This is a genomic window from Bradyrhizobium sp. DN3 (assembly GCF_041357655.1).
Classification (GTDB): Bacteria; Pseudomonadota; Alphaproteobacteria; order Rhizobiales; family Xanthobacteraceae; genus Bradyrhizobium.
Genome location: NZ_JAULLN010000047.1, coordinates 1 through 22,490, shown reverse-complemented (window position 1 = coordinate 22,490; position 22,490 = coordinate 1). Strand labels below are relative to the sequence as shown.

The following is a 22,490-nucleotide window of genomic DNA, read 5'->3' as shown; positions in this document are numbered from 1 at the left end:
GCTGCGATCCTACTCCGCCGCGAGCTTCACGTCCGGCGCGGCTGCGCGCACTTCGGCGTCGACCTGGGCTTCGAACTTGGCGAAGTTCTTCTGGAACATGCCGATCAGCGCGCGCGCGGTCTTGTCGAACTCGTCCTTGTCCTTCCAGGTGTTGACCGGGTTGAGGATTTCGCTCGGTACGCCCGGCAGGGCGGTCGGGACCGCGAAGCCGAAATATTTGTCGGTGCGGAATTCGACGTTGCGAAGCGAGCCGTCGAGCGCGGCGGTGAGCAGCGCGCGCGTCACCTTGATCGGCATGCGGGAGCCGACACCATACTTGCCGCCGGTCCAGCCCGTGTTGACCAGCCAGCAGTCGACATTGTGCCGGGCGATGAGCTCACGCAGCATATTGCCGTAGACGCTGGGGTCGAGCGGCAGGAAGGGCGAGCCGAAGCAGGTCGAGAATTCCGGCTGCGGCTCGTTGCCGAGACCGCGCTCGGTGCCGGCGACCTTGGCGGTATAGCCGGACAGGAAGTGGTACATCGCCTGCGCCGGCGAGAGCTTTGCGATCGGCGGCAGCACGCCGAACGCGTCGGCGGCAAGCATCACCACGTTCTTCGGCTGCGGCGCACGGCCGGTGCGCGAGGCGTTCGGAATGAAGTCGAGCGGGTACGCCGAGCGCGTGTTCTCGGTCTTGGAGCCGTCGTCGAAATCGACGACGCGGGTGTCCTTGTCGAGCACGCAATTCTCGAGCACCGCGCCGAAGCGCGTCGATGCAGCAAAGATCTCGGGCTCGGCTTCCTTCGACAGCTTGATGCACTTGGCATAGCAGCCGCCTTCGAAATTGAACACGCCGTTCGGGCCCCAGCCGTGCTCGTCGTCACCGATCAGGGTGCGGTTGGGATCGGCCGACAGCGTGGTCTTGCCGGTGCCTGATAGCCCGAAGAAGATCGCGGTGTCGTCGTTGGCGCCGACATTGGCGGAGCAGTGCATCGGCATCACGCCGCGCTCGGGCAGATAGTAGTTCAGCGTGGTGAACACCGACTTCTTCATCTCGCCTGCGTAGTAGGAGCCGCCGATCAGGACGATCTTGCGGGCGAAATCAATCGCGACGACGTTCTCCGAGCGCACGCCATGGCGCTTCGGATCGGCGCGGAAGCTCGGCATGTCGATGATGGTGAGCTCGGGCGTGAAGCTCGACAGCTCGACGGCCTCGGGGCGGATCAGCAGCGTGCGGATGAACAGCGAGTGCCAGGCGAGCTCGGTGAAGACGCGCGTTTTGATCCGGTAGGCCGGATCGGCGCCGCCATAGAGATCCTGCGCGAACAGAGTCTTGCCTTCGGCGTGCTTGAGGAAATCCTGATGGAGCGCCTCGAACTGCTCCGCGGTGATCGACTGGTTGCCGGCCCACCACATCTTCTTGTCGGTGGTGGCGTCACGCACCGTGAACTTGTCCTTCGGGCTGCGGCCGGTGAACTCGCCGGTGTCGGCGCAGAGCGCACCGTCGGCGGACAGCACCGCCTCGCCTGCTGAGAGCGAGTATTGATAGAGTTGTGGCGCACCGAGGTTCCAGTGAACCTGCTTGAGATTCTTTAAGCCGAATTTGTCGGCGCCGAAGGCACCGTTGCGCACGCCCGTCTCTTGCACGAAAAATCCTCCTAGAACCCGCGACACTTAGCGCGACCAAACTTTGGCGCCATCGCGGTCACCGTGAATATAGGCCATTTAGCCTCGGTTGGGCGACCTAATACTGATGAACGCTGGCGTTGCCAAGCTGATCCCGTAGGATTTAGTTTATTCAAAGACCGCGCCAAACGTCGCGCATGTCAGCTCTGAGCAGGCGCATTCAAAAAGTTCGAATGATCGCGCAACCAAACGCGCATTTGCGCGTTACTTCCGGTTATTGCGACGCACAATGCCCGACGTGGCTTCCTATCGTACCTCACCTTCGCCGATGAGTGCGAACGGTCCCCACATCGCAGGGTAGGCGTTACGCGGTGACGAGGCGTCATCGAGATAGGCTAACATCGCGCGGCGCAAGGCTTCGGCGCGACCGATCTTCGGTTCGTTCTTGAGCAGCTCGAACGTCGAGGTGGTCAAGCGCGTGGCAGCTTCTGAATCCACCGCCCAATGCGAGACCAGGAGCGCGCGGGCACCGGCATAAAAGAACGAGCGCGCCAATCCCGACAGGGCTTCGGCGCCCGGCTTGTCGCCCGCGATGGTGTTGCAGGCCGACAGCACAACCCAATCCGCATTGAGCTTGAGCTGGGCGACTTCGCTCGCAGTGAGCAGGCCGTCGTCGAGCTCCGATGGCTGATCGGGAATGGAGAGTGCAAGCGAGGGCTCACCCAGTCCCTTGATGTCGCCCGCGACGAGGCCGTGGGTGGCAAAGTAGATGATGCCATATTGAGCAAGCGCTGCACGCTTGAGCGTCGTTTCGCTGGCGTCGCGACCGAGATGGATGTCGGCATCGGTCGCGCCGACATCCCTCGCCACCGCGTTCAACTCGTCCGCAGTATCCGGCAGTTGCGGCAGCGCCTGCGCCAGCCGCGCCCGATCGACGCCGGCACCGCGCCAGAAGTCGGTATAGGCGATGGTCGCAATGCTGCGCGCCGCCACCTTGCCGCGTGCGGCACGACGCTCGGCCGGTCCCTCCAGCGCAGGGTTGAACACGGGATCGCCGAAGCCGGTCATCGGCTTGATGCCTTGATCCCTGCGCGCAAAGGCGCGCAGCGATTTCAGGCTGATCACCGACGGCAGCACCGAGACGGCTTGGCGCCGCAACAGCCAGGCGGCGCTGCGATAGCCTTCGAGCCTGTCCGGGATCGCAGCTTGCGGCTTCTCCGTGACCAGCAGATGAAACGGCAACGCGGTCAGCGCCGCCGACGGCACGACCAGCAAGTTGCGCTTGTCTTTCGTCAGCGCCTCCACCGGACCAAGCAGCGCGGCATAGAGCTCGCTCGCGAGCGCAAGGTCAAACAATCCGGCTTTGCCGGAGGCATCGTGCGCCTTGCCGACGTCCAATCCCCGGCGGAAGGCGGACACTTTCTGCGCCAGCGCGTCAGCGCCGAGCGGGATCTCCTTCCAGTCGACGCCGTCGCGGGTGATCGCGATGACGTAGCTTTGCTTGTCGACGATCGAATAAAGCACCATCGCCTCGTCCGCCGACAGCAATGCCTGAATGTCCTTCACCGCCAGCGGCAGCGGGTTGGAGAGTGAAGAATAGTCGGGAAACTCGACGGCGAGGGTCTTCTGCAATCCGCTGCGCTCGCTCGCGATTGCCGCGATCCGCGCGCGGCTGCGCTGTTCGGCCGCGCGGTCGCGTTGAGCGGAAGGCTTCGACACCGCAGCGATCATCGCCTTGTCGAGCGCGTCGGACTCGGCCGCGAGATCCTGATCTTTGCGCACGAGCTCGGCGAGCCGGTCGCTGCCGGCGGCCAACCGCACCGCGAGCTTGTTCACGGCGGAGGCGGCAGAGGATTGCGTGCCGCGCTGGATCGCCGCGAGCGCCTCGTCCAGCCCCTTGTCGTCCGGCAGGAGATGCTGCTGCCGCGCGGAAAACAGGATCGGCAACACGACGCGCAACTGCGCACGATTGTTGGCGAGCGTCTTTTCCGCGAGCGGCAAGGCGTCGGCAGTCCGCCCGGACACCTCGAGGAAATAGGCGAAATTGCTGGTCGAGATTGCGACGTCGGGGTGATCGGCGCCGAATGCGCGCTCGCGGATCGCCAGCGCGCGGCGATACAGCGGCTCGGCCTCGGCATAGCGCTGCTGGTGCTGATAGAGACCCGCGAGATTGTTCAGCGAGCGGGCGACGTCGGGATGCTCCGGCCCCAACACCTTCTCGCGGATCGCGAGCGAACGCTTGATCGGCGCTTCGGCATCAGCATCGCGATTGAGGTCGCGATCGACCTGACCGATGTTGTTCAGGACTGTCGCAACCGCGGGATGCTCGGGCCCGGCGGCTTTCTGGTAGATCGCAAGCGCCCGCTGGAACAGCGGCTCGGCGTCGGCAAAATGCTCCTGCTTGACATAGAGCGTGGCCAGATTGTTGAGGGCCTGACCGACGTCGGGATGCTCACGCGACAAGCTCTTTTCGCGCACGGCGAGCGCACGCTTGAACAGCGGCTCGGCCTCGGCGAAGCGGCCCTGCCGCTGATACAGCGCGGCGAGATTTGTCAGTTCGGACGCGACCAATGGAGTGTCGAGGCCGAGCGACTTTTCCATCAATGCGATCGCGCGCTTGTAGAGCGGCTCGGCCAGATCGTCGCTCCCCTGGCCGGCGCGGACCTGACCGAGATTGTTGAGCGCAGCGGCGAGTTCACGGCCGTTGTCGCTCTTCTCGAGGCTCGCGACCATCGCCTGCGCGAGCGGAAGCGCTTCCGAATACTTGCCGGCACTCATGAGCGCGTTGATCTTGGCGCCCTGCGCCGCGAGATTGCCCTTCTGGGCAAGGCCAGCCGTGGACAGCGATGCGCTCGCCGCGAGCGCGAGGCCTGCGATCAGCGCCAGTCGATTCCATCTTGCCATGAACACTCTCGCTGCCGCCGTCGGACCGATTACGGTCTTGGGTCGCAGCGATGAGCGGCGACGTTCAAAGCGTTGCGCCCTGGTCCATCTTCTTGCGCGCCTCACCAGCGAGGCGGACCAGCATCTTGCGCAGTGCCGTGCCATCCGTCACCCGCTCCGGGAAGTCCAGCCGCAGGGCGGTCTGATCCATTTGCATGTCGAGGCCTTCCGGATCGCAGCCGGTGCAGCGCCAGTCGCCCTCGGCGGCGCCGAGGAGCCTTGTGGCATAGAGGTTCATGGCGTCGCGATGGTCGGCATTCATATGCTCGACGGCGCCCTGTTCCGCCGCGAGCAAATCCTCGGCGCCCGTGAGGTCCGTGAGGAACTGCTCGGGCTTGAGGTCGACGATCCGGCCGAAACCGGCGACCAGATGGGTTCCCGTAGGCCGGATCCGGAAGAAGGAGAAATCCTTAAACGAAACAAAGCCCTCCGCCGCCGGATGGGCATTGAGATACCGTCGCTGGAGCAGCTCCTTGTCGGTGCCGGCCCGTTCCGTCCGGCCGGACAGCATGATCCGGGCCCCTTCCAGGGGATCGCCGGCCGCGCGCTCGTCCAGCATCAGAGAGATCCGGCTGTCCGCGAGGATATTCCGGGTATGCACGGCGAGGCGCGAGATCAGCAGGATCGGCGAGCCATCGGGATGGCTCGCCAGATTGACCAGGGAACAATAGGGATCGCCGCTACCGGCCATCAGGGTTGCCAGCGCTCCCTGCCGCGACCGTCGCAGCAGCGATTTGGCGAGTTTCGCGGGGTCGAAATCCGGGGTCGGTTGCATCGGCTTTCTCGGGGTCAGGTGGTTGCAAGGGAGGCCTTTTTTCGGGTAAACGGGGGCCAGGTTATGGGTCGAGACGCGGCGGATCTGCCGCGTTTCGTGGAACTTGGTCACACTTCAGCCTAGCTTGCATTGCTCGGTGACAAGGTTCGTATGCCGAGTTCGGCACCCATTGTATGCGGCGCATTACTGGATTGCTCGCCGTTTCAAGCCACGACCCAAACGGAAAGCAGAAAGCAGAGGCTCATGCCCACAATCGCTTTGGTCGACGACGACCGCAACATTCTCACATCCGTCTCGATCGCGCTGGAAGCCGAAGGCTACCGCATCATGACCTACACCGACGGCGCCTCCGCGCTTGACGGTTTTCGCACCACCCAGCCCGATCTCGCCATCCTCGACATCAAGATGCCGCGCATGGACGGCATGGAGACACTGCGTCGTCTCCGGCAGAAATCCGACCTGCCGGTGATCTTCCTGACCTCCAAGGACGAAGAGATTGACGAGCTGTTCGGCCTCAAGATGGGCGCCGACGACTTCATTCGCAAACCGTTCTCGCAGCGCCTTTTGGTCGAGCGCGTCAAGGCGGTGCTGCGCCGCTCGGCGCCCAAGGACCCGACCGTCGCGCCGAAGGAGAACGATGCCAAGGCGCTCGACCGCGGCCTTTTGCGCATGGATCCGGAACGGCATACCTGCACCTGGAAGAACGAGCCGGTGACGCTGACCGTCACCGAATTCCTGATCCTCCAGGCGCTGGCGACCCGGCCCGGCGTGGTGAAGAGCCGCAACGCGCTGATGGATGCGGCCTATGACGACCAGGTCTATGTCGACGACCGCACCATCGACAGCCACATCAAGCGGCTGCGCAAGAAGTTCAAGGTGGTCGACAACGAGTTCGAGATGATCGAGACGCTCTACGGCGTCGGCTACCGCTTCAAGGAAGCCTGAGGCGGCAGGCAGCTTCACGAAAGACGAGAGCATCGCCGGTTCTGATTCCATCGGGACCGGGATCGCTCTAGGATGCGGGGACCTTCTCAACGAGCTGTCCTAACGCGGGCGTAAGCATTGCTTGACCGAACGCAGCCTGATCCAAACCAGAGCGCCGAGGATGTCGCATCCCACGGCGTTCCGGAGCACGTTGCCGAAGACAAGCCGCAGGGTTGGCGGCCGCTGAACTGGTTGAAGCGCGCCGGGCAGTTCTTCTTCGCGCTGTCCTTCTCGAGCCTGACCCGCCGCATCGTCTCGCTCAACCTCGCCGGCCTCGTCGCGCTGGTCGCCAGCATCCTGTATCTATCGCAATTCCGCGCCGGCCTGATCGACGCGCGGGCGCAGAGTCTCCTGGTGCAGGCCGAGATCATCGCCGGCGCCATCGCGGCCTCTGCGACCGTGCAGACCAATGCCATCACCATCGACCCCGACCGGCTGCTCGATCTGAAGCCGGGCGAGACCTATGGCGGCTCGGACGAATATTCGCCGCTGGACTTCCCGATCAATCCGGAGCGCGTGGCGCCGGTGCTGCGCACGCTGATCTCGCCGACCAAGACGCGCGCGCGCATCTACGATCCGAACGGCAGCCTGCTGGTCGACAGCCGCAACCTCGAAAACGTGCTGCGCTACAATCTGCCGCCACCGGCAGAAAAGCCCGGCATCGTCGAGCGCGGCATGGTCGCAGTGCGGACCTGGCTGAACCGCGGCGACCTGCCGCTCTACCGCGAGCTCGGGCCCGAGAATGGCAATGGCTACGCGGAGGTGGGTGACGCGCTCCAGGGCCAGAAGCGCTCGATGGTGCGGGTCAATGCCCGCGGCGAGGTGATCGTCTCGGTCGCGGTCCCCGTGCTGCGCTCGCGTGCCATCCACGGCGCCTTGATGCTGTCGACCCAGGGCGACGACATCGACCAGATGGTCACCGCCGAGCGCCTCGCCATCCTGAAGGTCGGCGGTGTTGCCGCAACGGTCATGATCATGCTGTCGCTGCTGCTTGCCAGCACGATCGCAGGTCCGGTGCGCCGGCTCGCCGACAGCGCCGAGCGCGTCCGCCGCCGCATCAAGGCCCGCATCGAGATCCCCGATTTCACCCGCCGCCGCGACGAGATCGGCCACCTCTCCGGCGCGCTGCGCGACATGACCAGCGCGCTCTACAGCCGCATCGAGGCGATCGAGATGTTCGCCGCCGACGTCGCCCATGAACTGAAGAATCCGCTGACCTCGCTGCGCTCGGCGGTCGAGACGCTGCCGCTGGCGCGCAACGAGACCAGCCGCGCACGCCTGCTCGAGGTGATCGAGCACGACGTCAAGCGGCTCGACCGTCTGATCTCGGACATCTCGGACGCCAGCCGCCTCGATGCCGAATTGCAGCGCCAGGATGCGATCCCGGTCGATTTGCGCCGCCTGCTGACGACGCTTGCGTCCGTCGCCAACGAGACCAAACTCGGCCACGACGTCGCGGTCGAGACCCGCTTCGAGGGCCGCGGCCCGACCGACACGTTCGCCGTGACCGGTCACGATTCACGGCTCGGACAGGTCGTCTCCAACCTGCTGTCCAACGCGCAATCGTTCTCGGAAGCCGGCAGCAAGGTACGCCTCACCTGCCGCCGCGTGCGCGGCGAGATCGAGATCGTGGTCGACGACGAGGGCCCCGGCATCCGCGACGACGCGCTGGAGCGGATCTTCGAGCGCTTCTACACCGACCGTCCGCATCAGGGCTTTGGCCAGAACTCCGGCCTCGGATTGTCGATCTCCAAGCAGATCATCGATGCCCATGGCGGGCGCATCTGGGCCGAGAACCGCGCAGGCCCGCTCGATGCCGACGGCGCGCCGACGGTCACGGGCGCGCGCTTCGTGGTGAGGCTGCCGGCGCTATGAGCGACGGCGGTCCCAGCGTGCACGCCTCCGCCGTCAAGGTCGGGAATTTTGCCGTGCTGATCCGCGGTCCCTCGGGCTCCGGCAAGTCGCGCCTTGCCTTCGATTTGATCATGGCGGGCCGGTCGGGCCTGATCGAAAGGGCCGTTCTGGTCGGGGATGACCGTGTCCATCTGGCGACAGTCGGCCATGAAATTGAAGTCCGCCCCGCTCCGGTATTGGCTGGTCTGATCGAGATCCGGGGCTTGGGAATCCGCCGCTGCGACTTCGTGGAGCATGCGATGGTCGGCCTCGTGGTCGATCTCGACGCGGCGGACGCCGAGCGCCTGCCTGCGACAGAATCGCTGAAAACCAGCATTTCTGGTGTCGAAATACCGCGAATCCCTGTTAGCCGCGGCTATTCGCCCCTCCCATTGGTTGTTGCGGCCTTGACCACTACCAAGAGTTCATCTTCCGTTAAGCCCTCAGCCGATTGTTTGAAGGGAAATGGTAACCATATGAACCCCACTATCGCGACCGAATAGACCGGCGCAGCTCCCCTCATCCATCCGTCTAGATTCAGGGAGATACGCAACATCCCCTCTTGCGCAGGGGCTCTGGATGGTCAAAGTGGCGCGTTCGTGCGGCGCACCAAAAGCGCCCGCGAGGAGTTTTCCGATGATTGGTCTAGTACTTGTGACCCACGGGCGCCTTGCCGACGAATTCAAGGCAGCGCTTGAGCATGTCATGGGCCCACAAAAGCAAATCGAAGCGATCACGATCGGTGCCGAAGATGATTCCGATCTCTGCCGAAGCGACATCATCGAGGCGGTTAACCGCGTCGATTCCGGCGACGGCGTCGCGATCCTTACCGACATGTTCGGCGGCACGCCGTCGAACCTCGCAATATCCTGCATGAGCCGGCCCAAGGTCGAAGTGCTCGCGGGCATCAACCTGCCCATGCTGGTGAAGCTCGCCAAGGTGCGCGAGGAGCGTCCGCTGCCCGACGCGATCGCGATGGCGCAGGAAGCCGGCCGCAAATACGTCACCATCGCCAGCCGCGTGCTCGCCGGCAAATGAGCGACGACGCGCCGCAAGCCGCAACGGGCGTGCCCGCGGGGGCGATCTCCAAAGAGCTTCTGATCATCAACAAGCGCGGCCTGCACGCCCGCGCCTCGGCGAAGTTCGTCCAGGCGGTCGAGCGCTTCAACGCGCAAGTGTGGGTGACGCGCGGCGGCGAGACCGTCGGCGGCACCTCGATCATGGGCCTGATGATGCTGGCTGCGGGTCCCGGCACGACCATCACGGTCGCGGCTGCCGGCGACGAAGCCGAAGCGGCACTCACGGCGATCACCGAGCTCGTCGAGAGCAAGTTCAACGAGGAAGGGGTTTAGGCCCTTCTCTCGCCACGGCGCCGTGCTGCGCTCCCTCGCCCCGTTCTTACGGGGAGAGGGTTGGGGTGAGGGGCCTCCCTCCGCGCATGAGTTCGTTGTGAGACCTGTACCCCCTCACCCGGATCGCAAGAGCGATCCGACCTCTCCCCGCAAGCGGGAAGAGGTAAAGAGAGCTCACTTCCCCGGCGGCACGATGTAGATGTTCCAGCTCATCGCCGGACCGGCCTTGCCGTGGGTGAAGCGGCGCGTCGTCATCACCATGCGCTCGGCGTTCGGCGCGACTTCCGAGACCCACTTCTCGAACTTGGGCAGACGTTCGTCGGTCGGATCGAACACGCCGATGAAGCCGTAGGTCCGGACGTCCTCGAGCGAGGTCAGCCCGGACGCCCAGGCTTCGTTCGGCGTGAACGGGCTGGGGTGATCGGGGCTGTAGAACACCATCGGCTGAATCGTCTCCATCGTCCCGGCGACGACCGCCCAGCGCGAGGCAAAGCGCGCGTGCCAGGCCTGCGTCAGCTCGCGCGCCAGCTCCGAGCGCGCGCCATAGGTCGCCGTGTTGCCGGCATTGGCCGCCATCTCGCGTGCGGCGATCCAGGGCGAGGCGGCGAGCGTGGCGGCGCTGAGCACGAGCCAGATCGCGGCGATGTTGAACAGCACCGAGCTCTGCACCCGCAATGCGGGGATCGCGACCAGCGCCAAGGGCACCAGGAAGAACAGCGAGATGCCCCAATCGGTCTTCATGTAGATGCTGAACACCAGCGCGCCGAGCGGCGGGCCGAACGCGACGATGATCTGGATGATCCAGACGTTCAGCGCCTGCGAGAGGTTGACACCCGGATTGGTCCCGCGTGCCCAGGCTCGCGTGACGATGCGCAAGGGCGCGCGCATGAGCAACGTGAGCCACGGCGGCACCAGCGCCATCGCCAGCGCGGCGAGCGCGACCGGCAGGGCCAGCAGCGCGAAATTATGCAGGAAGTAGCCGGCGACGAGCTGATGCACCTGGCTGCTGTCCTCGAGGCTGTAGGTGTCGCCGGCATAGGTCAGCGGCACGAAATGCGCATCCGCCAGCCAGACGATGTGCGGGATCATCGCCACCACCATCGTCGCGATCGCAACCCATGGCGCCGGCGACGACAGGAAGCGCAACCGCTCGGGATGGATCAGCGCGGCAAGGCCAATGGCGCCGATCATGGTCAGCACCCAATATTTGGTCATCAGCGCCAGCGCACCGGCAAGCCCGAGAAAGACTCCAGATTGCCAGCTCCGCTTCGCGAAGGCGTTGAGATAAGCGAGCACGAGCAGCGGCAGCGTGACGAGCTGGAGCAGATCCGGGTTGTACTTGAATCCCTTGAAATTGAAGATCGGGTAGAGCGCGATCATCACCACGACCAGGAACGCACGCCGCGCGTCGACCACGCGCAAGGCAACCAGCCAGCAGATCACCATGCCGACACCGACGGTCGCCATCGCGAGCGCATAGGTCGCCCAGTCCGCAGCCGGGAACAGCTTGAACCAGAGACCGGCGACCCAGCCCGACAGCGGCGGATGCTTGCCATAACCCCAGAGGAATTTCTGGCCCCAGCCATAGGCTTCCGCGACGTCCATGTGAACGTCCTGCGCCGCCTTGAGATTGATCAGGATGAAGGTCCAGAGCACGGCATGCAGGATAGCGAGCTGGATCACCAGCCAGAGGCGGGCCTCGGGGCGGATCGCGCAGGCGATCAGCCAGGCCCGGAAGCGGTTGTAACTGAGCCGGGTCTTGGTGCGCGCTCTGGCGGAGGGAAGTGACGTGCTCGACATGGAGCGTTGCGTAGCGCGTTTTGCGCTGGAGTGAAATCAGCTTGGCGTGAATGAAGGACGCGGGGACCCCGAGCACGAAAAATCCGCAATCACCGGGCCAGCAGTTCCGGGCGATATTCAAAGTGCATCGTGTCGTAGTGATACCATTTGCCGCCCCAGATGAACCCGTGGCGTTCGAAGATGTCGACGATCTCCTGCGGCATCCTGTTCTTGTAAGGGATGGACTTGCCCCGGCCCGCCCACAGCCAATAGTCGGAATATCGCAAATTCAGGTCGATCGCGGCTGCATAGCCATGCATGCTCATCTTTCCGGTATCGGCGACCGGCCGGCACGACAGCACGCCGGCAATCGGAAAGGCAGCGGCCTTCAGCGCCGGCGCGAGCTTGTCGATTTCCGCCGACACCTCCTTGAGCCGGTCCGCTACGCCATTGATCCGGGTCACCTGGATCGCCTTCCCCCATGTTCGAGGCAGCCAGGTGATGGTGACCAGATTCCGCTGAACCGCTCCACTGTGACAATCGCCGTACATCTTCCTGAAGAACGCTTCGTTCCGGAACCTTCCTGGATCGGCGTTCAATGCGGGCGGCGCGGAAACGCCGACGGGATAGGGCAAACGGAGCTGATCCACGATCGAGGCGTCGCGCAGGCGCTGATCAAACGACTTGTCGTCGATGCCGTCGTCGACCGGCATCGCCGTGCCATCGCGCCAGACAATTTGCTTGCCGTCGTGACCGGACAGAGCCTCGGGATAGGCGCGAACCAGCCGATCGAGAAGCTCGGCTCTGGTCTGGGCCTTGGCCGGGGCAGAGGCAAGCACGAGAATGCCAACGACGTGTGCTACCCGCAGCGCCATCGTCATCGACGCTTGGCGGCCTGATCGAGCAGCGCGACATTCGCCTCCTCGATCGAATTGAGCTTTGGATTCCATGTATTGGGCAAATACCATGAGAAGCGCTGAAAGCGGGCCTTGAGATCTGCCGCTTCGAAATATCGTCCGCGTCGCGCAAAGATCTCATTGCGCGCGATACGGAGTTCGTCGTTCGAAAGCCCACGCAGATCAGCGGACGTGAGCAGGCGTCGATCGGAATCGGGAAAGATGAAGCCGCTCTGAGCCGGGCCGCCGGATTCATAGCGTTCGATCAAGGCGACATTTTCCTTCTCGACGGTGCTGAGCTGAGGGTCCCAGGTCCGGGGGACGTACCAGGCGAACTTGCTGAACCTCGCCGTCAGATCGGGCGCGCTGAAGTAGCGTCCTCGCCGTGCAAAGATCTCGTTGCGCGCAAGGCGCAGCTCATCCTTGCTCAGCGCCCTCAGATCGGCATCGGCAAGCAGCCGGCTATCGGAATCCGGAAACAGGAAATCCGACTGAGTCCTCGTCACCGGCGCGGAAGACGGAAGGTTTGAGGTGGGCGCCGTCACCGTCGCCGGCATGTCGACCGCCGCGACCTGCCCTGCCGCTGCGCCCGAAAAGTAGAATGAGCCGTCGATCGGCGAGGTGGAAACCCAGGGCTGCTGGGCGCTGCCGGTCGCACGCTTGACGATGAGCCCCACCTGATTGAACGTCTGCAGCACGTCGAGCCCGGGTCGCTGCATCGTTTCGACCAGCGCCCGCGTGTAGGGACTATGCCCGTCGGCGCCGTCGAGCGCGACGTTTCCAGGCTGGGTGGCGTAGGAGAGCAGCGTTCCCTCCGGAGCCCGGATCTGCGCCAGGCCGCCGTCGGAGCCACGCAGCCCACGCCCGCCAAACGGATTGTTCCTGCAAGCATCGAGGATGACGATGTTCAGCTTGGTTCCTGCTCCATCCATCTGGCGAAGCACCAGTGCGGCATCGACCATCTGGAAATCCACGTCGGTCTCGCGCGTTGGATTCGCCGTGATCGGCACGAGATAGTTCGTCCCGCGAACCTGGATGCCGTGCCCGGCGTAGTAAAACAAGGCGACGTCGGCGCCGATCAATTGGTTGCCGAAGCGCTGGACCGCGTTGTCGAAGCCCGCCTTGTCCAGCTCGACCTGGGCACCCCCGCCGACCAGCGCGAAGCCGAGCCGCTGCAACGTATCGGCCACCAGCTGCGCGTCGTTCGCGGGGTTCTCCAGCCGCGGCACGCTCCGGTAAGCGGAGTTGCCGATGACGAGGGCGACACGCTTTTCAGCGGCGGCCGGGAAGGTGAAACATGCGGCAAACAACAAGGCAGAAAGAATCTTCCAATACATGGCCCGCTTCCATGACAGAAAGGCGGGAAAATAGCAGAGGCCGCCACTGAAATCGACGGCGGGAGCCCCATGCCGGCGCAGGAGGGTAAGGGAATGGTTGCCGCACCGCGGCGTGAGTGGTATCCCGCGCCCATGACGACCGTCCCCATTTCCAACATCCGCAATTTCTCCATCGTCGCCCATATCGACCATGGCAAATCGACGCTGGCCGACCGCCTGATCCAGATGACCGGCGGCCTGTCCGACCGCGAGATGGCGGGCAAGGAGCAGGTGCTCGATTCCATGGACATCGAGCGCGAGCGCGGCATCACCATCAAGGCGCAGACGGTGCGCCTCGCCTACCGCGCCAAGGACGGCAAGGATTACATCTTCAACCTGATGGACACGCCCGGCCATGTCGACTTCGCCTACGAGGTCTCGCGGTCGCTGGCGGCCTGCGAGGGTTCCCTCTTGGTGGTCGACGCCAGCCAGGGCGTCGAAGCGCAGACGCTCGCCAACGTCTACCAGGCGCTCGACAACAATCACGAGATCGTCCCGGTCCTGAACAAGGTCGACCTGCCCGCCGCCGAGCCCGAGAAGATCAAGCAGCAGATCGAGGACGTCATCGGCATCGACGCCTCCGACGCGGTGATGATCTCGGCCAAGACCGGCCTCGGCGTCCCCGACGTGCTCGAAGCCATCGTCACCCGCCTGCCGCCGCCGAAGGGCGATCGCGACGCGACCTTGAAGGCGCTGCTGGTCGACAGCTGGTATGACGTCTATCTCGGCGTCGTCGTGCTGGTGCGGATCGTCGACGGCACCATGAAGAAGGGCCAGCGCGTCCGCATGATGGGCACGGGCGCGGCCTATGACGTCGAGCGCGTCGGCTTCTTCACGCCGAAGATGCAGCAGGTCGACGAGCTCGGCCCCGGCGAGATCGGCTTCATCACCGCCGCGATCAAGGAGGTCGCCGACACCCGCGTTGGCGACACCATCACCGACGACAGGAAGCCGGTCGCCGACATGCTGCCGGGCTTCAAGCCGGCGATCCCGGTGGTGTTCTGCGGCCTGTTCCCGGTCGATGCCGACGACTTCGAGACGCTGCGCGCCGCGATGGGCAAGCTGCGGCTGAACGATGCCAGCTTCTCCTTCGAGATGGAGACCTCGGCCGCACTCGGCTTCGGCTTCCGCTGCGGCTTTCTCGGCCTGTTGCACCTCGAGATCATCCAGGAGCGGTTGTCGCGCGAGTTCGACCTCAACCTGATCGCGACCGCGCCAAGCGTCATCTACAGGATGAAGCTGACCGACGGCACCGAGCTCGAGATCCACAATCCCGTCGACATGCCCGACGTGGTCAAGATTGCCGAGATCGACGAGCCCTGGATCGAGGCGACGATCCTCACGCCGGACGAATATCTCGGCAGCGTCTTAAAACTGTGCCAGGACCGCCGCGGCTCGCAGAAGGAGCTGACTTACGTCGGCTCTCGCGCCATGGTGAAATACGATCTGCCGCTCAACGAGGTCGTGTTCGATTTCTACGACCGCCTGAAGTCAGTCTCCAAGGGCTACGCCTCGTTCGACTATCATCTCACCGATTACAAGCCGGCCGATCTCGTCAAGATGCAGATCCTGGTCAATGCCGAGCCGGTCGATGCGCTCTCCATGCTGGTGCATCGCACCCGCGCCGAGGGGCGCGGCCGGGCCATGGTCGAGAAGATGAAGGAGCTGATCCCGCCGCACATGTTCCAGATCCCGATCCAGGCGGCGATCGGCGGCAAGGTGATCGCGCGCGAAACCGTGCGCGCGCTGCGCAAGGACGTCACCGCAAAATGCTATGGCGGCGACATCACCCGTAAGCGCAAACTTCTGGAGAAGCAGAAGGAAGGCAAGAAGAAGATGCGGCAGTTCGGCAAGGTCGACATCCCGCAGGAAGCTTTCATTGCCGCGCTGAAGGTGGATAGCTGAGGCGACTGCGCAAGGTGTCGCCGGCGTGCCTCTGGCCGCGCGAGCCTTCGCTCAAACAAAAAGTGCGAAAACAACCCCATGCACAGTAGCCCGCCCCTTGGCGGCATTGTGTTTTTTTGGTTTTACGAAATCCGTTTGACCCGTCGGGCAAAACAGGGGCATGATGGCAACATCGCGGGCCCGACGATCGGAAGATCCGCGGTTCGACGGTGACGTCCCACGGCTCCTGGGACGGGTTAAGCTCGTGCGAGCCCCATCGCCCTCTGGAGCGGGCGCAGTATCTCATAATTCTTGGTCGCTCGACCGATTGTGCGGTGATGGGTTTTCGCGTCGCTCGCCCCATCCTGCAGGCTGACCGCTTCAAGGTGGCGAGGCTGACAAGTTCGAAGGAAAGCTGGCTCGCTGTCAGCCTCCGCTTTGGCGATCTCCTCCAGTGTCGTTCATTCTTCCGAAAATCATTGGCGTATGGCCGAGAGGGGTGACGAATGATGGTGGACGATCATCCATCGACCGTCGCGCTTTGCGAGCACCATGGTGAAGCGTGATGGACGAGGCGTATCGTTTTCCGCTGCCCGGGCAAAATTATAGAATCCGGTCCCCACGACCGACGTCTCGCTGAGAACGATCGTCCGCCTCTCGACGATCGTGTTCTTGCGACCGCTGCCCGGCAAGTCCTTGAAATATTTTCGTATCCCTTCGGTGCCTTCGGAAATCACCGGGCTTGTCGTTCCGAGCAGGATCGCATCGGAGGCGTACAGGCCAACCAGCGCATCGCGGTCGTTCGCGCCGTAGGTGGCCGACCATCGGTCGATCACCGCGTTGGCTTCTTCTGCCGGTCCTGCAACTGCAGTCGCTGCGGAAGCTCCCAACCAAATGGCCAGCGCGAGCACCAGATTCTTCATCATCGCCTCCCAGATAAATCGAATGTTGCGAAATAATCCGGCCGGATCCCTTGCCACTCTAGCATCCGAGACGCGACGGCACAGGCCATGGTTGGAGCATTTCGCCGGGCAACACGCCTCGCGGACATGGGCCCCATGCACGGCAAGCAATTGCCTGGCCGCCGTTGCGGCTTTTGATTTTACGAAATCTGGTTGACGCGTCGGGCAAAACAGGGGCAGGATGGCATCGTGGGGCGGCGGCGCAGACGTCCATCAACACTTACCTCCTCACAAGTCTTGGTCGATGCGGTGCCGGCATGTGACGCGGAGGGCAAGAGAGCTCTATGTCTAATGGCTTTTCGATTCTGGTGACGCTGCTAACAAGCTTGCTGATCGTTCATGGCTCTCTTTGGATCAGAGGCATCAAGCCATCGCCTCGAACGAGCTTCTGGGAACACCTAACCTGGGAAACTTTTCCAAGAGACGATCAACAACGGCAATATCTGAAGCAACGTTTTTTAACGGGGATCGTGGTGCTTCCAATAGTAGCATTCCTCGTCCACGCACTGTTTGAACAGCTGGCCAGATAGGATGGGTTGAGCTTTTGCCAAACCATCGCTCAAATTGGCGGACGCAGAATCTAGATGAGCTCGATCCGATTTGTGAGGATGAAGCTTGATGGGTTTCGCTTCGCTCTACCCATCCTACGAGCTGGCTGCCACAAAGCTTGTCTCCAACGGCCTTGGCAATAAGCACCGCGACGAATAATCTAGCCGCGCTTATACTGAAACAGGCGTTTATCTTTTTATTATTCTGGGGGAGATCTCAATGAAGCTCGCTCACATTTTGGCGTCGATTGCGCTGGTCACAATCGTCGTCGTGAATCCTGTCGCTCTCGCACAAGAGCCTCCGAAGCTGAAAGTGACTCCATTGCAGAAGGAGCCGCTGACGGGGCAATCGGACAAGGAAGTTATCTCCCTGATCGTCGAGTGGCCGCCCGGCTCTGGCACCGGCCTCCATACCCATCCCGGCGACGAATACACGACCGTGCTCGAAGGCGAGGTCATCGGTCGAAAAGAGGGCAGTGAGGCCAAGACTTATACGGCGGGACAATCCTATCACAATGAACCCGGCGTCGTTCACGAAGCAAACAACAAGGGAAGCGTTCCCGCAAAAACATTCAACGTCTTCGTGGTTGAGAAGGGAAAACCGGTAACTGAACCAGTGAAGCGGTAAAGATTCTCGAATCGCGAACCGGCTGCAAGAACAACCCGCGAGTTGGCTTGCGGCTTGGCTTCGAAAACGCGATTTCCGTTCTTGGACCTCTATCGTTGGCACCTCTGCCTTCAGTTGGTCCAAAGCGCCTTCCGAGGTCACACGCATGAAACGGCGCGAATTCATTACGGCCTTTGGCGCCGCGGCAATGACTTTGCCATTGCCCGCTCAGGCACAGAAATTGGCAATGCCGGTGATCGGCTCTCTCAATCGCCCGAGCCCCGGGTCGGAGACGTTCGGGGAGGCGTTTCGCCGCGGCCTCAAGCAAATGGGATTTGTTGAAGGCCAGAACGTTTCCATCGCGGGACGTTGGCCCAACGCCAATGAAGAACTACGAGACGCCGCAGCCGACTTGGTTCGTAAGCGCGTCGCTCTGATCTTTACCGCCGACAATGGCGGGGCATTGGCCGCCAAAGCGACGACCTCGGAAATCCCTATCGTGTTCGTGGTGGGCCTCGATCCAGTCGCTATGGGCCTGGCTGCCTCCATCAATCGCCCGGCCGGTAATGCCACTGGGGTTGCGTTCCAGGTGAGCGCGCTCGAGCCGAAGCGGTTCGAATTGCTGCATGCTCTACTACCCCACGCGTCTTTGGTGGGGGTGCTGGTCAATCCGGACAATCCAAATGCGGATGTAACAGGCCTGCGATCAGCCGCATCTTCCTCGGGACTGCAACTGCTTGTTCTGGAGGCGCGAAACCTCCCCGAGCTCGAACAGGCGTTTGCGACATCGGTCGAACGTCGAGCAAACGCGCTGCTTGTAACCTCCGACCGCCTCTTCAATCTTGAACGTCGTCGTGTCGTTGATCTAGCGGCGCTTAGCGCCATACCCACAATGTACCCGTGGCGCGATTTTGCTGACGCCGGCGGCTTGATGAGCTACGGCAACAGTCTGACCGACGCCTTTCGGCAAGGCGGGATCTATGTCGGCCGCATTCTGAAGGGGGACAAGCCGGCCGACCTGCCGATTTGGCAGCCCACCAGATTTGAGTTCGTGATCAACCTCAAGGTCGCAAAGACGCTGGACCTCGAAATCCCGCCCGGTCTGCTGGCGTTTGCGGACGAGGTGATCGAATAAGACTAACGTCCGCTTGGGCCATACCGGACAATGCAATGGGCTAGTCGATGACCGGTGGGCTCGACCCAAATCTCGTGGGATGGATTGACCCCTTGCGAAGCCCATCATCCCAATGGGCGGACGCAGCATCTAGATGAAGCTTGATGGGTTTCAAGCGTCTTGGCGTTTTCGCGCAGCCAAGACCCATAGCGGTCACGCGAAGTCGGAGATAAAACAGCGTTCGGGAAACTGGACATAAAACCAATGGCTTTTTGGACAGCGGGCGCGGTTGGGTTGGTGATCGCCTATCTCCTCGGGTCAGTCCCCACGGGCTATCTGGCGGGGAAACTGCTCAGGGGCATCGACATTCGAGATCATGGCTCCAAGTCCACCGGGGCAACGAATGTCTTGCGGACCCTCGGTAAATGGCCTGCCTTGTTCGTGCTCGTGGGCGATGTGCTGAAGGGCGTGAGTGCCATCATCGCCGCGCGTTGGTTCTGTCCTTGGCTTTATGCAGAACTATCCCCGCCGCCGACAGCGTCTGATCTGCAAATCTGGGTGCCATGGGCTGTTTGTCTGGCTGGAATTGCCGTGCTGTTGGGACATAGCCGATCGATCTGGCTGAACTTCACCGGCGGCAAGTCTGCTGCGACCGGGCTCGGTGTGTTGCTGGCGATGTCGTGGCCCGTGGGATTGGGGGCTGCAGCCGTCTTTGGCGTTGTGCTGGCTATGACCCGGATCGTTTCCTTGAGCTCGATGCTCGCGGCGTTGACGGCAATCGTTCTCGTCTGCGCGGTCGAGCACCCATTGCCGTATCGGTTGCTGGTTATCGGAGGCGGCTTTTACGTGATCATCCGCCATCGCGCCAACGTTCAAAGGCTTTTGGCGGGAACGGAGCCGCGTCTGGGTCGAAATGGCCGGGATGCGAAAGCGGAAGCGCAGGTTTAGCAAAGGACCTATTTGGGGCCGCTCGTGGCCCGAAGGCGAAGATCGCGATGGCGCCGGGCACGTCAGCAGCCGGGGCCAGACCGGACGTGGTGGTGACGCGGCCAAATCGACGCGAATGACCCCAAACGGACCTCAACTATCATCCACCAGGCTCCCGTTTAGGTATCCAGAGCGCACGAACGATTGCCGGGACCCCTGCACGGCAACGTAAGAATTGTGAGGAACGGATCGACCTCATCCGACTTTGTCGTCACGTACCCCTTCCGTGGTAGCGCCCTCGGAGCGTTGATTTACCCCCTGCGGACCGGCCCGACCGATCGGGCGATAGGTGCGCAAGTGGATGATCCTCTTCGCAACAAGCTCTTAGCCCTTCTTCCCCGACGGGACCTCGAGTCTGTAAGGGAGAGGTCGTCGGTCGTCGGATATGCCCAAGGCGATGTTGTTCAAAAGGAGGGGCAGGAAGTCACGGCCATTCACTTCCCGCTATCGGGCATGTTCTCGCTTTTGGTCGTGCTGAAAGATGGTCGAATGGCCGAAACCTCCGTCGTCGGCCGGGAAGGCATGATCGGAGCCCGTGCGGGCCTTGGGCCGCCGCGCACGTCCCTCATTCGCGTCGTCGCCCAGCTACCGGTTCAAGCCTTGAAGATTTCAGCGAAGGAGTTTCGGAACTTGGTGACGGACAGCGCGCCTATGGCGGAGCTGTGTGTCAGGAGTGCTGACATATTGCTTGACCAAACCACGATGACAGCTGCCTGCAATTCGCTGCATGGCGTCGAACAGCGCTTCTGTCGGTGGTTGCTCCACACGGCGGACCGCGCAGAAAGCGATCACTTCGTACTGAAACAGGAGCTACTGTCGGAGATGCTGGGCGTGCACCGCACATACGTCACGGATGTCGCAAACAGGCTGCAAAAACGAGGAGCCATTGCCTATTCGCGGGGAAAACTTCAGATCCTGGATCGCAGCCTCGTGCGAGATTTATCGTGCGAGTGCTATGGCCTTCTCAAGCGAAATAGTTCCTAGCATTTCTTTCGAGCTCGCGAATATTTACGTCGACAACCAGACATAACGGGTATCTACTTCTTCGATCACCGCACCGTCCTTAAGGCAAGTTATCGGTGATGAGAACGCCGGTTGCGCTCCCGCCCCAACTTAAATGGAGCAGCGCCGATGCGACGCCGTTTCAAACAAACCAGCACCCTCGAACAGCGGCTGCTCGAACAGGCAGAACGTCTGCGCCAGCGGGCCCAAGCCACTCCGCCCGGCGTTGAACGCGAAGGACTTTTGCGTCGTGCGCGCCAAGCCGAGACCGCTTCCCGCGTCAACGACTGGCTTCGCCCAAGGAATTGCGGCCGCCAACCTAGCGCGGAGCAGCAATTCAATATGGTCGGATACCGAGCATTTATTATCGGCGAGGATGGTCACATCTGCGAGGCGCGGGTGATTGAGGCGGCCAGTGATGAAGCCGCTGTCAAGGCCGCACGGCGCTTGATCAACCGCCACGGCATCGAGATATGGCAACTCGGTCGCAAGGTCGCGATCCTTGACGCCGATGATGCAGCGCAAAGCGCTGCCGCCACGCTCCCGCCTGTATGATAGCGAAGCCATGCTCATTCTAATCGACAACCCGGAGCGCCGCGCCGAGCTGATCTCGCGAGTTCGGGCCCGTATCGATTGCGAAATTGAAGAGGTGAGCGAAGCGCTGTGCGAAGGTCGCCCAGCGACCCGCGCCTTGCGCTTGCTTGAGACGCTCACGAAAATCCTGGCAGAGCTGGAGGTGCAAAAGTAAGCCGCCTCGGTTGGCGGCCTTTTTCATTTCGAACGTCACCTGTTGGCCCTTCGCGACATTGCACTGCCGCGCGATCCCGGTCGCTAACGGGGCATAGGATGTGCAGAGGACCCAGTCGTTCAGAGATGAGCACGCGGCAATAGCCATCCCATGATCTTCTGATACGGATCGCGACGACTGCGGACGAATGCGTTCTCGTTCTGCTGAGCGGCGGTCCTGGCGAATTCAGAAATCCCCTCCATAGACTGCCGTTTATCCTTCGGAAGCTTCGCCCATTGGCGAATGATCTTCCGGCGGGCTTCGCGTTGCTTTTCCCTTACGTCAGGCATCGGGACGCTCCTTGAAGAGGATTTATTCCGGTCGACCTAGTATTGTTTGGGCTCACTAAAACTTCAACGTCCAATCAAGAACTCTTAGCCCCTCTGATCGTGCGGCGCTATACACGGGAGCAAGTCTCATATTGGCTTTGCAGGCCCGCCGCCCTAGAATTGCGGCGATCGCAGGACGGGCGAAATGCAGTATGTTTGCGACGCGCCGAAGGGCAAGACCTGGTTCCGTATCGAGACGGAAGGTGAAGCGATGCATGAGTCGCGCCTGATGGGTCACACCGTTGAGAAATATTTCCGCCGCGAGCGGGAGAAGGCAGTCCAGTCCTGGCGTCCCGAGCGGCCCAACGCGATCGAGCGCGACATCGGCCTCGAGGCCCATATACAGCGAGAGATGCCGCTTTTCCTCACGCTGCGCGACAGGGAGGGCAATGCACTGACGACAGCGATGCTGCCACCCGGTGGCAAGGATCGCGGCGGGTTCCGGATCATCATCGTTGCCGCATCCAATGCCGATCCTTATCCTCAGCAGGAGGCGGCCATCGCTGCACTGGGAGCGCATTTCGGTCTCACACTCGATCGCAACCGCTGCTTCCCCTACGGCCGCTAAGGAGCCTGACAAGTATCGCCGCTTGATTGGAGCGATGTCGGCTCATGGCCGATTCTGTTGAAAAAGACGGCTGTTGCGACGCAGAGATATCAGTGATTC

The 22,490-nt window shown here is 62.5% G+C and carries 21 protein-coding genes; 13 read left to right on the top strand and 8 right to left on the bottom strand.

Features of this window, described 5'->3' with window-relative positions:
- Positions 1 to 9: 9 nt before the first annotated feature.
- The 3 genes from AAE027_RS37320 to AAE027_RS37310 all read right to left on the bottom strand — a co-directional run bounded on the left by AAE027_RS37320 (position 10) and on the right by AAE027_RS37310 (position 5,323).
- Positions 10 to 1,626, bottom strand: coding sequence for a phosphoenolpyruvate carboxykinase (locus AAE027_RS37320; protein WP_370990988.1), 1,617 nt, complete (start codon positions 1,624 to 1,626; stop codon positions 10 to 12).
- 285 nt (positions 1,627 to 1,911) lie between these two features.
- A complete protein-coding gene (locus AAE027_RS37315; RefSeq protein WP_370990989.1) occupies positions 1,912 to 4,509 on the bottom strand; it encodes a CHAT domain-containing protein in 2,598 nt (865 codons plus the stop codon).
- A 64-nt stretch (positions 4,510 to 4,573) separates the two neighbouring features.
- A complete protein-coding gene (locus tag AAE027_RS37310) occupies positions 4,574 to 5,323 on the bottom strand; it encodes a HugZ family pyridoxamine 5'-phosphate oxidase (protein ID WP_370990990.1) in 750 nt (249 codons plus the stop codon).
- Between the two features lie 243 nt (positions 5,324 to 5,566).
- On the opposite strand from AAE027_RS37310, the gene AAE027_RS37305 reads away from it, so the two are divergent.
- From AAE027_RS37305 to AAE027_RS37285, 5 genes are all read left to right on the top strand, one after another.
- Positions 5,567 to 6,268 (top strand): response regulator transcription factor, encoded by a 702-nt coding sequence (locus tag AAE027_RS37305; RefSeq protein WP_008542552.1) that lies wholly within the window; start codon positions 5,567 to 5,569, stop codon positions 6,266 to 6,268.
- Positions 6,269 to 6,385: 117 nt separating this feature from the next.
- Complete coding sequence (locus tag AAE027_RS37300) at positions 6,386 to 8,182, top strand: stimulus-sensing domain-containing protein (protein ID WP_370990991.1); 1,797 nt, start codon at positions 6,386 to 6,388, stop codon at positions 8,180 to 8,182.
- Positions 8,179 to 8,703 carry an HPr kinase/phosphorylase gene (locus AAE027_RS37295; RefSeq protein ID WP_091884756.1) on the top strand — a complete coding sequence of 175 codons (525 nt, stop codon included), beginning with the start codon at positions 8,179 to 8,181 and terminating at the stop codon, positions 8,701 to 8,703. The genes AAE027_RS37300 and AAE027_RS37295 overlap by 4 nt, the downstream gene beginning before the upstream one ends.
- 133 nt (positions 8,704 to 8,836) lie before the next feature.
- The gene (locus tag AAE027_RS37290) at positions 8,837 to 9,238 is read left to right on the top strand and encodes a PTS sugar transporter subunit IIA (protein ID WP_007597752.1); all 402 of its coding nucleotides are present in this window, start codon (positions 8,837 to 8,839) and stop codon (positions 9,236 to 9,238) included.
- Positions 9,235 to 9,552 (top strand): HPr family phosphocarrier protein, encoded by a 318-nt coding sequence (locus AAE027_RS37285; RefSeq protein WP_091884753.1) that lies wholly within the window; start codon positions 9,235 to 9,237, stop codon positions 9,550 to 9,552. Before AAE027_RS37290 ends, AAE027_RS37285 begins: the two co-directional genes overlap by 4 nt.
- Positions 9,553 to 9,726: 174 nt before the next feature.
- Here AAE027_RS37285 and AAE027_RS37280 read toward each other — a convergent pair whose 3' ends face one another.
- From AAE027_RS37280 to AAE027_RS37270, 3 genes are all read right to left on the bottom strand, one after another.
- Complete coding sequence (locus AAE027_RS37280) at positions 9,727 to 11,352, bottom strand: glycosyltransferase family 39 protein (RefSeq protein WP_370990992.1); 1,626 nt, start codon at positions 11,350 to 11,352, stop codon at positions 9,727 to 9,729.
- A gap of 89 nt (positions 11,353 to 11,441) precedes the next feature.
- Positions 11,442 to 12,212 (bottom strand): M15 family metallopeptidase, encoded by a 771-nt coding sequence (locus tag AAE027_RS37275; protein ID WP_370990993.1) that lies wholly within the window; start codon positions 12,210 to 12,212, stop codon positions 11,442 to 11,444.
- The gene (locus AAE027_RS37270; RefSeq protein ID WP_370990999.1) at positions 12,209 to 13,564 is read right to left on the bottom strand and encodes a caspase family protein; all 1,356 of its coding nucleotides are present in this window, start codon (positions 13,562 to 13,564) and stop codon (positions 12,209 to 12,211) included. Before AAE027_RS37270 ends, AAE027_RS37275 begins: the two co-directional genes overlap by 4 nt.
- A 132-nt stretch (positions 13,565 to 13,696) precedes the next feature.
- On the opposite strand from AAE027_RS37270, the gene lepA reads away from it, so the two are divergent.
- Complete coding sequence (gene lepA / locus AAE027_RS37265; RefSeq protein ID WP_370990994.1) at positions 13,697 to 15,508, top strand: translation elongation factor 4; 1,812 nt, start codon at positions 13,697 to 13,699, stop codon at positions 15,506 to 15,508.
- A gap of 455 nt (positions 15,509 to 15,963) precedes the next feature.
- Here the strand turns inward: lepA and AAE027_RS37260 are convergent, their stop codons facing one another.
- Complete coding sequence (locus tag AAE027_RS37260; RefSeq protein ID WP_370990995.1) at positions 15,964 to 16,467, bottom strand: SgcJ/EcaC family oxidoreductase; 504 nt, start codon at positions 16,465 to 16,467, stop codon at positions 15,964 to 15,966.
- Between the two features lie 750 nt (positions 16,468 to 17,217).
- Here AAE027_RS37260 and AAE027_RS37255 point away from each other — a divergent pair.
- The 6 genes from AAE027_RS37255 to AAE027_RS37230 all read left to right on the top strand — a co-directional run bounded on the left by AAE027_RS37255 (position 17,218) and on the right by AAE027_RS37230 (position 21,455).
- The gene (locus AAE027_RS37255) at positions 17,218 to 17,625 is read left to right on the top strand and encodes a cupin domain-containing protein (protein WP_128936947.1); all 408 of its coding nucleotides are present in this window, start codon (positions 17,218 to 17,220) and stop codon (positions 17,623 to 17,625) included.
- A 145-nt stretch (positions 17,626 to 17,770) separates the two neighbouring features.
- A complete protein-coding gene (locus AAE027_RS37250) occupies positions 17,771 to 18,739 on the top strand; it encodes an ABC transporter substrate-binding protein (RefSeq protein WP_370990996.1) in 969 nt (322 codons plus the stop codon).
- 243 nt (positions 18,740 to 18,982) lie between these two features.
- Entirely contained in the window at positions 18,983 to 19,666 is a 684-nt protein-coding gene (plsY, locus tag AAE027_RS37245; RefSeq protein WP_091896923.1) for a glycerol-3-phosphate 1-O-acyltransferase PlsY, read from the top strand.
- Between the two features lie 336 nt (positions 19,667 to 20,002).
- Complete coding sequence (locus tag AAE027_RS37240; protein ID WP_370990997.1) at positions 20,003 to 20,689, top strand: Crp/Fnr family transcriptional regulator; 687 nt, start codon at positions 20,003 to 20,005, stop codon at positions 20,687 to 20,689.
- Positions 20,690 to 20,836: 147 nt separating this feature from the next.
- A complete protein-coding gene (locus AAE027_RS37235) occupies positions 20,837 to 21,262 on the top strand; it encodes a hypothetical protein (protein ID WP_091896918.1) in 426 nt (141 codons plus the stop codon).
- A gap of 10 nt (positions 21,263 to 21,272) precedes the next feature.
- Positions 21,273 to 21,455 (top strand): hypothetical protein, encoded by a 183-nt coding sequence (locus tag AAE027_RS37230; RefSeq protein ID WP_091896915.1) that lies wholly within the window; start codon positions 21,273 to 21,275, stop codon positions 21,453 to 21,455.
- A 119-nt stretch (positions 21,456 to 21,574) separates the two neighbouring features.
- On the opposite strand, the gene AAE027_RS37225 is transcribed toward AAE027_RS37230, so the two are convergent.
- Entirely contained in the window at positions 21,575 to 21,784 is a 210-nt protein-coding gene (locus AAE027_RS37225) for a hypothetical protein (protein WP_063707793.1), read from the bottom strand.
- Between the two features lie 184 nt (positions 21,785 to 21,968).
- On the opposite strand from AAE027_RS37225, the gene AAE027_RS37220 reads away from it, so the two are divergent.
- On the top strand, positions 21,969 to 22,391 hold the full coding sequence (locus tag AAE027_RS37220; protein WP_370990998.1) for a hypothetical protein: 423 nt from the start codon (positions 21,969 to 21,971) through the stop codon (positions 22,389 to 22,391).
- Positions 22,392 to 22,490: the final 99 nt, after the last annotated feature.